Genomic DNA, 11,869 nt, shown 5'->3' with positions numbered 1-11,869 from the left:
AATGGGGGACTTACTCATGAGCAGGCAGCATTATAAGGTATATTCCGAAGGAAGAATCGGCAATCTCGTCATGAAAAACCGGCTGGTGCGCTCTGCTACAGGTGAGAGCCAAATGTCGACGGACGGGAGAATATCGCAATCGGTTCTGCAGGTGTACAAGGATCTGGCGCTGGGCGGAGTCGGAACCATCGTTACCGGCGCCATGGCGGCAACGCCGACGGCCAAAAGAACGGAGGGCCAATATTGCATCTACGATGACGAATTCATTCCCGAGGTAGCCAAAATCGCGCACACCGTTCATGAGACCGATCCGGACTGCATCGTCATCGCGCAGTTAAACCATCCCGGCCGGCAGGTGCATCACTATGTAACGGCGGACTGCATCGCGCCCTCGGCTGTGGAGTCTCCGATTCTGATCAAAAAAGCCCGGGAGCTGCAGCCGGAAGAAATCGGGCAAATCATCCGGTATTTCGCCAATGCGATTGTCCGGGTTCAAAAAGCCGGGTTCGACGGTGTGCAGTTTCATGCGGCGCACGGCTATTTGCTCAGCTCCTTCCTGTCCCCTTATACGAATCGGCGTACTGACAGGTACGGCGGTTCGGTGCAGAAGCGGGCGAACATTATCCGGGACATCGTTGCGCTGGCGAGAGAGGAAGTTGGAGACTTTCCGATCCTCATCAAGCTGAACTGCGACGATCACGTAGAAGGCGGCATTAACAAGGACAACTTCCCGGAGCTGCTGGACGAAATTGCAACGACCGGCGTCGACGCCATCGAGGTAAGCGGGGGCATGTGGGATTGTCTCGTCCGGTCCGAGGACGAATTAGGCTTTACACCGGTCCCGATTCCCGAAGCAAGAACGAAGATTGGCGGGCTTGCCAAGCAGTCGTATTATTATGATTATATCAAGGATATCCGTCTCTCCATTCCGCTTATCCTGGTAGGCGGACACCGTAATATCGAGCGGATGGAAGAGATCGCGCAGAACGGAAACGCCGATTTCCTGTCGCTGTGCCGTCCGCTTATTTCCGAGCCGGATTTGCCTAACCGCTGGCTGCACGGGGAAGGACTCACCAGGGCGGATTGTATTTCCTGTAACGCCTGCCTGCTTGTACTGCGTAAGGAATTTTGCTGTCCGTATAAGAAATACGGCAAATTGAAGGAGTTATATCTCGCGACGAACGCAGAGAATTGGAGGGAGACCTTCAAGTAGGCATCAAGCCCGGCCGGTGACTGAAATGCCTGAATGCCTGAGCCTGTTCATAGGGTTCAGGCTTTTTTTGTATACATGGGCGTATGTCAATGACTACATTGCTGGTTAATGTTAAATAGTTGCCTCATACTTATAGTATTCAGAAAACAATCAGACTCTATGACATAGGAGGAGACGGGGATGACGGAGCTTTTTATTAAGCAGAAGGTGTTCAGTCTAAGAGAGAAGTTTACGGTGAAGAATCAGCAGGAGCAGGATGTCTATTATGTAGAAGGCAGCTTTATGAGGATTCCTAAGACTTTCTCTATTATGAATACAGCAAATGAGGAAGTCGCATTGATTACCAAGAAGGTATTCAGCTTTTTACCGAAGTTTTTTGTGGAGGTGGACGGCCGGGAGGTGCTCACGATTAAGAAGGAATTTTCTTTCCTGAAAGCACGCTATACGATAGATTCGGCTGACATTGAGGTGCATGGGAATTGGTGGGACATGGATTTTCAGGTCATCCAACGCGGAGCCGTCATAGGTGAGGTCAACAAGAAGTGGTTCACCTGGGGCGATAGCTACAGTGTTCAAGTATTCAAAGAGGAGATGGAGGCCGTCATCATTGCGATTGTGGTCGCCATTGATTGTGTGAAGGCTGACGATGCCGCGGCTTCCCAGCAGTGATTATTACCGTGCAGTTATCTGAAAGCTTTTCTATACTCTCCTTCAATCTGGACAGCGATAACGGAAGCCTCGTCCTGGCCCTCAACTTCATAAAATGGACTCCCCTTCGGGGCAATGGTTGAATCGCCATCCTGCTCCGGCAAGGATTTGTCCGGGTCGATGTACCTTTTTACAGTTCCGATTTCTTTGCCTATCCGCTCTGCTGCGATTGTGTCATCAGTAACTACGTAGGCTTTGTTATTCCATACAATAACTGGTGGGTAGGGAAGTACGGGATATTCGGTAGTGTTATCCTTAAGCGAACACCCTTGAAATATAATGATGAATACAATCAAGATGAAGGTTTTTTTTGAAATTTCATCCACCCACTTGTCTATTATCGAGAGTGATTACCAAATATTTTACGCGTTAACTTCAGAAACAGGAGATCAGGAAGCAGTGACAGCCGAACGTTGTGAAGTGAACTCACTGAAAGGGTGGACTAGATGAGTTTGACAGTTAGTTTAATTGAAAAAAGAGGTATATTAATAGATACTAATCTCCTGGAAGCTCAGGTACCAGCACCACACAATGATTTATTTGGTTTCGAGTCATGCAGAAAAACGCTCTGGGGAAATGAATTAATTAGTGAACTTGGGTGTGAATTAGTACATTCTTTAAAAGATACAGATATTTATGTATTTAATGAGGAGATAGAAAAGCTGAAAAGTGAATTCCTCATTTTGCTAGATAATTTAGATATTATAAGCCAACACACTGACTATATTAAAGACTTTATTGAATTCAGAATAAGAAATGCGCTGGAAATGATAAAGGTAGCACTTCATGAAAAAGATAAGGTTGGAGTTTGGATTGGGTAGCTATGAGTGATAAAGCAATGATTACCAGCTACAAAGCATATTTAGCGGCAGCCATGGATGTAATAATATCCTTGACTGCCGCTGTTTTTTTGAGCTAATGTTCTACGTGCTGTACATCCTTGTGGCCGCCATTAACCACGTTGACTTGACTTGCTGCCTACAAAACGGTTACTTGCTGCTCCTATGCCGACTATGAAGAGTAGGACTGAAGCTCCAAGCAGAATGAAGAGCGGCAGGTTCCAGCTGTTTGTGGCATCATGCAGATAACCGATAAGGGCAGGGCCGATTGCGGCAAGTAGGTATCCGACCGATTGGGCCATGCCTGACAGTTCTGCTGCCTGATGCGCGTTATGAGTACGTAACCCGAAAAACATCATGGATAAGCTAAAGGCGAAGCCTCCGCCAATTCCGAGTATTATAATCCACAACAAAATGATATTGGAGCTTCCATAAAGCATTCCTAGCGTTCCTGTCAAAAGTAAAATGGTTGTGATGACCACCAGGGAACGCTGGTTTGACATACGCCCGGCTATAACAGGGACAATAAAGGTAAAGGGAAGCAGCGCTAATTGCATAATTGAGAGATACCATCCTGATTGGTTTAAGTCAATGCCTTGCTGTTGTAGAATTTCAGGCAACCAAGCGATCAGTACATAGAAAATCATGGACTGCGTACCCATAAACAGCGTCACTTGCCACGCAAGAGGTGAACGCCAGACATTCACATCATTGCCAGCCTGCTGTTGGCCCGTCAGGGTTGTTTGCTTCGTATGATTTCTCATTTGAGGTAACCAGCAGAGAATCGATATAAAGCTTAGGATTCCCCATATTCCCAAGGACCCCTGCCATTTGAAACCAGCATCCGCGGCTAGCGGTATACTGATTCCCGATGCGACGGCTCCGGATATACTCATTGAAATTGCAAAAATACCAGTCATGGAACCGATTTTGTGAGGAAAATTACGTTTGATTAGACTCGGTAATAATACATTACAAACCGCAATGGCGAATCCGAGAATTGCTGTTCCAATATACAGATTTACAGCGCCAGATAAAGAACGTACTCCAATACCAACAGTCAGAAAGATCAGGGCAATCAAGATTAAAAGTTCTACTCCATGCTTCCGTCCCAGTTTTGGGACTAGAGGCGATAATAAAGCAAAGGTAAGCAGAGGTACCGTTGTTAAGAGGCCCGCTAAAGTATTGGAAATATGAACGTCATCCCTTATAAGGCTTACTAAAGGACCGACTGAGGTTAAGGGAGCACGTAAATTAGCTGCAATAATGATAATGCCGAGTATTAGCAGCCCAATAGATGATGGTGAATTTTTTTTATTCGGCATTCTTCATTCTCCTACCAGAACAGTATAGTATAATATCCGCGCGGACAACGAAAGTATAATATAATATATTAAAATTGACAATAAGTATTTTATAATTAACGATTTTAAGGAATTTAATTCCTGAATATTTAAAATTATTACATTCGTTAAAAACAAAAATGCAACGCTGCGTTCCCATATATAAATGGAATACAGAGTTGCATATTGTAGTGGGGCTTTGAATTTTAGAAACCATATTTCAAGGCTATATGGAGTACTGTTTCGCTATTCGTATTATTGGTATAAGAGTGAGGACTATCTGCACGAAAACTGATTGTATCATATTGATTCAAGGTGTAACGCTCTCCATTGACCTGAATTTCAATAGAACCCGTCATTACTGTTGCAATTTCAGTTGTATTTACATGATGACCTTCAGGATGGTACGAACTATTAGGGTTTAAATAAGCCCGGCACATTTCAATATCGTTGCTGGCATTTTTGAAGACGGGCTCTATGCTCCAATTCTTATTGTCATTCGAAAACCGGAGCCCTTCGCCTGCCCGGTACAAGCTGACGGGGTCCTCTGATTTGAACAAAGCCAACAGCGGTAATGAGATGCCCTTTGAAATTTTCCATATCATCGCCAGAGTCGGATTGGTCTCTCCGCGTTCGATATTACCCAGAGTAAGTTTGCTTACGCCCGTTGATTCTGCTAAATCCTCCAGACTCATGTTTTTTTCTTTTCTGTACCTTTTCAAGGCACTGCCGATTTGTAATACAAGTTGTTTTGATTCATCGATTTCATCCATTGGATATTCACCTCAACAAATAACTGTATAGCTAGTATATTGTTTATTCTGACTCTTTTCCATACGAGCAGTATTTGATGGTGACTATCTACACTTTAAATTTGTTGATCTGTCCCTGCAATTCTTCTGCCATCTTAGAGAGGAATTCTGCCGACGCTGCAATCTCTTCCATGGAAGCGAGCTGTTCCTCGGTTGCAGCAGATACATTATGAACCCCGCCGGATGCTTCCCCGGCAATGCTGGAGATCTGGCTTATATATCCGACCACTTCATCTGCGCTGGCTGACATTTCTTCTGAGCCGGCAGTTACTCCCTGAATGTCATCAGCGACCCTGTTCACGGCTTCGTAGATATGCTCGAATGCTTCTCCAGCCGCTGTAACAATCTCAATTCCGGCTTCGGTTTCATTGCTGTTCACCTTCACAGCCAGAATTGCATGGTTCGTATCATTCTCAATCAGCTGGACAAGATCGGTAATTTTTTGCGCGGATTTCGAGGATTCCTCGGCTAGTTTACGTACTTCTCCGGCTACAACAGCGAAGCCCCGGCCGTGTTCCCCTGCACGTGCAGCCTCGATAGCCGCATTCAATGCGAGCAGATTGGTCTGACTTGCGATAGTATTGATTACCCCGGTAATACTGCCAATCTCAGCAGAGCGTTCCCCCAGACCGGTAACCAGCTCGGTCAGTGAGGATATGGAAGTACGGACGGAGCCCATTTGGTCCACTGCCTGCCGGATAACCTTATTGCCTTCAGCCGATTGATTCGCGGCATCTACAGCGAGTACGGATACGCTCTGGGCAAGGAGGGCGATCTGCTCCGAACCATCGGCCATCTCGCTCATTGCCTGTGAAGAATTATTCACCATCTTCACCTGATTAGAAGTACCAGAGGCTAGTTCCTCGACGGTTTCGGAGATTTGCTCGGAGGCTTTCGTATTTTGCTCTGCACTCGCCAGCAATTCTTCCGAAGAAGCGGCTACCTGCTCGGAAGTCATGGAGACGGATTGAATCATCGCCCGCAAGTTACCAGTCATGGTATTGAAGGAGGCAGCCAATGTACCGAGCTCATCCTTGTTTTTAAGTGTGATGGTTTCACCGGTTAGATCCCCGTTCGCTATAAGCAACGCCGAAGCATTCATTTTCTGAATGGGTCTTGATATCATGGCTGCAATGAAGAAGGCTATAAATAAGGCAATCAGGAAGGAAATAATCGTCACCGCCAAAATGATAATGAATGCACGATTGGCCTCTGACAGTGAATCTTTTGTAGCCTGTCCCGATAAATCACTGCCCATGGCAATTAACTGAGCGAGTGTGTCATTGGCTGTATACCATAACGGGTAAGCCTCTGTATGCAGCCTGCTGGCATCCTCAAAGTTGTTAGCTAACCCAAATTCGATAAAGGCAGGCATTTTCGCCATATAGGCATCATAGTTGGTGCTGAAGGCATCATACATTACCATCGCTTCGTCACTGCCCTCAATGAGGGTAAACAGCTGTTTGCGCTCATCCTCAATTTTGACTTTGAGCTGCTCCAAAGCTTCATTCATCTTCGCAATTTCACTCAGATCCGTCTCAACGATGACGGCAAGAGCCAACCGCTCCACATCTGAAATGTCACCATTCATCATGCCAAGTAAGCTGACGCTCGGCATCCACTCCTGATCGATTTCCTCGGAGGTTTCGGACATTACATAGATCTGATTTAAGGCATAGGTGCTTACGAAGGCGAGCAGTGCAACCACAACCAGAAATCCCATCAATAATTTCATGCGAATCGTCAACTTCATGCTCCCCAATAGGTTTCTCTGTGTGTCTTTCATGTTTCCCACTCCTCAATATGCTGCGCAAAAATAGGTGTCAAATGTATATCGACAGCTTTTGGCATTAATTGAAGATATGAAAATTATAATCATACAAATTTAATGTAATTTCCTGCGTAACAAAGGGAGACACGGAGTGGAAGATTGGATTATGATTGCCTACCCGATTTGCCTGAACGTATTCAGGTCATTCTAGGTAATAGCTCTAAGAAAGCCCGGGTCGCCGACGATAGAGGGACTCCCCGCAGCGTCGCAATTCCGATCCGCCGTTCAGGAACCGGTGGCTTCAAAGGGATTTCAAAGAGCTTACCGGACTTCAGCTCCTCGGTGATGTAATTCCGCACGACAAAAGCAAGACCAAATCCGCTGCTGGCGAATTGCACGAGAAGATCCACGCTTCCCAGCTCGAATTCAGGCTCCAGCTTTACTCCACATGAAGCGGCATAATGATCCAGATAACGTCTTGTGCTGCTTCCCGGCTCCAGGATCAGCAGAGGATAGTGATGGAGGGCTTCGATGGCAAGCGGGCCTTCTGCCGCCAAATTCTGAAAGTCCTTTCCCCCGACAAGACTGTCCTGGATCGGTTGGCTCTCGTAGAATTCGACCTGTTTGTCAGAGGCAGGCAGACTGACTATACCGAAGTCGATTTTTCCTTCCTTAAGCAGCGTTATTGTCTCTGGTGTCGTCCGGTTAGTGACCCGGATTCTGATCCGGGGGTGCAGGGCATGAAACTGCTCCAGATACGGTAACAGGAAATATTTGCACAACGTGTCACTTGCCCCGATTGCGATTTCTCCGCTGTTCAAGTTATTCATCTCTGCAAGGGCCTTTTCTCCGATATCTACGAAATTGAAAGCCTGCTCCAGGTAATGAAACAGTACCTCGCCTTCCTTGGTCAAGATGACTCCTTTAGCAGTGCGGAAGAACAACTGTCCACCAAGGGAGTTCTCCAGCTGTTTAATGGTATGGCTGACAGCCGGTTGAGTGATATGAAGATGCTCTGCTGCCCGCGATAAGCTGCCAGTTCTGGCAATCCAATAGAAGACTCGGTACCATTCCAAATTGATAGACATTCATATTACCTCTCTTTATACCTAGTATTACTAATATGCATTATTCTAATATACTTTGCTTAGATTATCATTAGTTTTGTAAGCAAATTAGGATTGGAGGCTATGAATATGACAGTAACAGCAATCGTGGGTGCAAATTGGGGAGATGAGGGCAAGGGGAAGGTGACGGACATGATGGCAGCTGCTTCATCTTATGTGGTGAGATATCAAGGCGGAAGCAATGCAGGACATACGATAATTAATCCTTTCGGGAAATTCGCGCTGCGGATGCTTCCTTCCGGGGTTTTCTATTCCAATGTGGTGAATGTTATCGGCCCCGGAGTGGCTGTGGATATCGAAGTGCTGCTGCATGAACTGGAATCATTAACCGTTAGAGGAGTCCCGGCCCCTCAATTACGAATATCGGAGAGAGCCCAAATTGTACTGCCAGTGCACCGGTTGCTGGACGAGCTCGAAGAGAACCGGTTAGGAGGCCGCAGCTTCGGTTCGACGAAACGCGGGATTGCCCCGTTCTATTCCGATAAATATGCAAAGCTTGGAATTCAAATCTCCGGCTTATTCAACAAGGCTTATCTTCGTGAACGTTTGGAAAATCTGTTGGAGAGTAAAAATATACTGCTCCGGCATCTTTATGGACAGTCAACGATTCAGGTAGAGGAGTGGTTAGCCAAGTTAAGCGAGCAGGCAGAGGCTATCGCTCCTTACCTGTGCGATACAACAGCGTTGTTGCATAATGCCTATCGGAAAGGAGAAGGGATTCTGCTGGAAGGACAGCTTGGGGCGCTTAGAGATCCTGACCATGGGATATATCCTTTCACGACTTCATCCTCTACACTTGCCGGATATGCTTCAGTAGGGGCCGGGCTTCCGCCGTATTCGATTGAGAAGATCGTAGCGGTAACAAAGGCTTATTCCAGTTGCGTCGGCGCAGGGCCATTCGTTGTGGAAATGGAAGACAGCAAAGGCGATGAGCTTCGAAGCCGGGGTGGAGATGCCGGTGAGTACGGAGCGGTAACAGGACGGCCTAGGAGAGTAGGCTGGTTTGATGCGGTCGCGACGCGATATGGCTGCAGAATCCAGGGAGCAACCAGCGTAGCTCTTACAAACCTGGATGTCCTGGGTTATTTAGATGAGATTCCGGTATGTGTGGGATACGAGATCGGGGGGGAAGTCGTAGACGAATTCCCTTACCAGGATAAGTTAAGCCTGGCCAAACCCGTATATAAACAGTTTCCGGGCTGGAAATGCGATATATCGCAGATTACAAAGCTGGAAGACTTACCGGAAGCCGCAAGAGATTATATCGATTATATAGAATCAGAACTGGGAGTGGGGATTACGACGGTATCTGTCGGCCCGAACCGGGAGCAGGTTATCCTCCGCCAGTCACAGGTGCATAGAGGGTAGGCTAATCCGGAGTATTGCAGCTCAGCAACTAATTCACAATACTCGCGTCTAAAAGAATAGATTCCAGTATCATCCATTCGGAGCATTTCACAGGGGGATTTATTCTATGTACTCACATCGTTCGTTTATTCAGAATCACCGGCTGGCGGCAGTTTTGGCAGCGGGTTTGTTCGCGCTGGCCGCTTTCTTCGGGCTTGGCAGCGCATATGCCCATGCGGACCGCTGGGAGGTGTTTGACCAGGGCGAGCATTTATTTTTTCCGGAGGGGCCAATTGAGATTGACGGAGTGGTTATGGTGCCCCTGCGCCCGATAGCGGAGCGGTTTGGCTATACCTTTGTGTCCGTAAGCAATAAGGAAATTGTGCTTAAGAATGCGGAAGGGCACAGAGCCGTAGTCCGGCTGGGCACCAAAACAGCTTTGCTCGATTATGACGGCGGTTCGAAAACGCAGCTGATGGCGCAGATTCCCCGCAACTACAACGGTGCATGGTTTATTGATCTGGCGCTGGCAGGAGCCATGGGCGGTCAAGGACACTCTACAGTTCCCGGGACAAATCTGATTCAGCTTCGTCCCGTGTCAGGCGATGCCCAGGAGCAGCTGGAGCAGAAGTATTGGTTCAACTTCATGGATAAGGGCAAAACGGTATTTGTTAATAATCAGGGGCAGGAGCAACTACGGACTTCCAATACTCCGGTGTATGACTTTGGTTATGAAGAACTGCTTCCGGTGAAGACATCCGCCTATACGGCTGGTTTCATGAACCGGGCAGGAGAACTGGTGTTAGATACGCCGCATTATCAAGTGGGACAGTTCTATGAGGGGCTGGCCTGGTTCAAGGATATGGTCAAGACGGGAAGCGGCGGCTTTTCAGTGAAAATGGGCTTTATGAACCGTGCAGGCAAGATCGTCATTCCGGCAATCTACAGCCGTGTGTATGATTTCTCGGATGGGCTCGCGAAGGTAGCCGGAGGCAAAACCTTGTACATCGACCACAGTGGAAAAATAGTTATACCAGGCGTATCCGGGCTGCAGAATAGCGAGTCGTTCTCGAATGGTCTGGCGCTCGTTACTGTACGTACCACAAGCGGCGGTAAAAGCGTCATCCGGACCGGCTTTATCGACACTAAAGGGAATTGGGCAATCAAGCCAATCTATGACTCTGCGAGTTCGTTCTCCGAAGGCGTTGCTACCGCGGCATTGAACGGCAAAAGCGGTCTCCTCGATACCAAAGGAAAGTTGATTCTGAAGCCTGAATTCAGTACTGGTAATGGGTTCGTAGGGCAGTTCCATGACGGTTATATTGTGCTGACGCTGAGCGGGGGCGAACACGATTACAAGCAGCGGCTTGTTGATGCTAATGGGAATATTATTGCCATTCCGGGTGCGGAGCAAATTAATGGTTATGGCGATGGCATGATTTCTTATAAGGACGGCGGGTACGGCTTCAAAAATGTGGCAGGTGATGTGATCGTAAAGCCTGCTTTCTCAGAGGTACGGGATTTCAAAGCCGGAGCAGGCAAAGGGTTCACAAATATCAACAATGAACAATCCGCATGTCTGATCAATAAAGCAGGAGAAATCGTCTGGAGTAGAGAATAAAGGTCGTATATCCTTATATTTGAAAGGGAAGATGACTTTGGAAACAGGCGGAGTTCGCCCGGGTAAGCTCAATGCGATAGTGTATGTATTATTTGGTTTGCAGCTTCTGTTCACTCTTTTCAGTAACCGGTTTTATAGCTTTATCGCTTATATCGACAACAACCAAAGTTCTAGCGGTAGTATGGCTGGCTTAATATCGATAGTAGCAGCCATAGCTGCAGTTGTATGCGTGATATGGTTTGGGAGAAGGCATAGTCTGGTGCTGATGTTTCTGTCCGTGGAGCTGATATCTATTCTGTACCAGCTATGCCTGCACCCGTCGCAGATTCTACGGCCAACCAATCTGATCTATACAGTGGTTGTCAGCGTGCTGACGGTATTGTTTCTGGTTAAACTGCCGCCGGCAGAACCTGAAGAACCGGCCGGGAAGGCGGAGCAGGAGAGCGTCAAATTGTCTTCCGGCAGTAACCATGATTCCGGCCCAGTGGTAACCGCTAAGCTAGGTATGATTATGCTCTATATTCTGGCGGCGGTACCAGTTCTGTACAATATTTATTCCAAGTCTGGCGGTTATGAATATACAATGCTGGTGGGTCCGTATCTGAAGTTGTCCTACTTCTTTGTCATTCTCAGTGTTATTTATTTATTCATCACGAATACATATTTGCAGGATCATTTGAAGGTGATTCTTACACTCATTGTTGTTTTTACCCTTATAAAATTCGTACTGCCGCTGTTGTATTTCATACCGGGCATCAATTATATCACTTTCTATGCCGGATACTATCTGGTTTACATTCTTCTTGCCGTTCTAATTATCGCTCCGGTCTACACGCTGCTGCGGGGAAGACGGCTGCCGCTGCTGTCCCGGCTGGCAGATCGAATATCTTTTTAAGCGGCGGATTTCCGGAATAACCACTTCCTCAGCAAAATCTCCTCACGGAAGCCAAACGCACGAAGACATCTGTAAGATGTTCTTACGCGCCGGCTTACCTGTTGGGGGATTTTTTTGTGGAGCCATAAACTCTGATTCACTCGAATGTTAGAATACATCAAATATGATTTGGCTTAGATCATTGTTTTAGATG

11 protein-coding genes are annotated in these 11,869 nt (G+C 47.1%); 6 read left to right on the top strand and 5 right to left on the bottom strand.

Annotated features, from left to right (window positions below):
• Positions 1-16 precede the first annotated feature (16 nt).
• The gene (locus tag NSU14_RS18820; RefSeq protein ID WP_076244337.1) at positions 17-1,213 is read left to right on the top strand and encodes an NADH:flavin oxidoreductase; all 1,197 of its coding nucleotides are present in this window, start codon (positions 17-19) and stop codon (positions 1,211-1,213) included.
• A gap of 180 nt (positions 1,214-1,393) precedes the next feature.
• Complete coding sequence (locus tag NSU14_RS18815) at positions 1,394-1,882, top strand: LURP-one-related/scramblase family protein (protein WP_340946751.1); 489 nt, start codon at positions 1,394-1,396, stop codon at positions 1,880-1,882.
• Between the two features lie 14 nt (positions 1,883-1,896).
• Here NSU14_RS18815 and NSU14_RS18810 read toward each other — a convergent pair whose 3' ends face one another.
• On the bottom strand, positions 1,897-2,247 hold the full coding sequence (locus tag NSU14_RS18810; RefSeq protein ID WP_042135878.1) for a hypothetical protein: 351 nt from the start codon (positions 2,245-2,247) through the stop codon (positions 1,897-1,899).
• A 120-nt stretch (positions 2,248-2,367) separates the two neighbouring features.
• Here NSU14_RS18810 and NSU14_RS18805 point away from each other — a divergent pair, with 120 nt between their 5' ends.
• Positions 2,368-2,742 carry a hypothetical protein gene (locus tag NSU14_RS18805; protein WP_076244342.1) on the top strand — a complete coding sequence of 125 codons (375 nt, stop codon included), beginning with the start codon at positions 2,368-2,370 and terminating at the stop codon, positions 2,740-2,742.
• 131 nt (positions 2,743-2,873) lie between these two features.
• Here the strand turns inward: NSU14_RS18805 and NSU14_RS18800 are convergent, their stop codons facing one another.
• The 4 genes from NSU14_RS18800 to NSU14_RS18785 form a co-directional block, all read right to left on the bottom strand.
• A complete protein-coding gene (locus tag NSU14_RS18800; protein ID WP_340946749.1) occupies positions 2,874-4,085 on the bottom strand; it encodes a CynX/NimT family MFS transporter in 1,212 nt (403 codons plus the stop codon).
• Positions 4,086-4,309: 224 nt separating this feature from the next.
• Positions 4,310-4,876: a helix-turn-helix domain-containing protein gene (locus NSU14_RS18795; RefSeq protein WP_042135880.1), complete on the bottom strand. Its 567-nt coding sequence runs from the start codon at positions 4,874-4,876 to the stop codon at positions 4,310-4,312.
• Between the two features lie 88 nt (positions 4,877-4,964).
• Positions 4,965-6,668, bottom strand: coding sequence for a methyl-accepting chemotaxis protein (locus tag NSU14_RS18790; RefSeq protein WP_340946746.1), 1,704 nt, complete (start codon positions 6,666-6,668; stop codon positions 4,965-4,967).
• Between the two features lie 215 nt (positions 6,669-6,883).
• Positions 6,884-7,774 (bottom strand): LysR family transcriptional regulator, encoded by an 891-nt coding sequence (locus tag NSU14_RS18785; RefSeq protein WP_076244347.1) that lies wholly within the window; start codon positions 7,772-7,774, stop codon positions 6,884-6,886.
• A gap of 108 nt (positions 7,775-7,882) precedes the next feature.
• Here NSU14_RS18785 and NSU14_RS18780 point away from each other — a divergent pair, with 108 nt between their 5' ends.
• From NSU14_RS18780 to NSU14_RS18770, 3 genes are all read left to right on the top strand, one after another.
• Complete coding sequence (locus NSU14_RS18780; RefSeq protein WP_340946745.1) at positions 7,883-9,181, top strand: adenylosuccinate synthase; 1,299 nt, start codon at positions 7,883-7,885, stop codon at positions 9,179-9,181.
• A gap of 106 nt (positions 9,182-9,287) precedes the next feature.
• Complete coding sequence (locus NSU14_RS18775; protein ID WP_340946743.1) at positions 9,288-10,781, top strand: WG repeat-containing protein; 1,494 nt, start codon at positions 9,288-9,290, stop codon at positions 10,779-10,781.
• A 259-nt stretch (positions 10,782-11,040) separates the two neighbouring features.
• Positions 11,041-11,676, top strand: coding sequence for a hypothetical protein (locus NSU14_RS18770; RefSeq protein ID WP_340946741.1), 636 nt, complete (start codon positions 11,041-11,043; stop codon positions 11,674-11,676).
• The last annotated feature ends 193 nt before the right edge of the window (positions 11,677-11,869 follow it).

The sequence above is a fragment of the Paenibacillus sp. FSL R10-2771 genome (assembly GCF_038000205.1).
GTDB classification, from domain to species: domain Bacteria; phylum Bacillota; class Bacilli; order Paenibacillales; family Paenibacillaceae; genus Paenibacillus_AQ; species Paenibacillus_AQ phytohabitans.
This window is presented reverse-complemented; position numbering and strand designations above follow the sequence as displayed.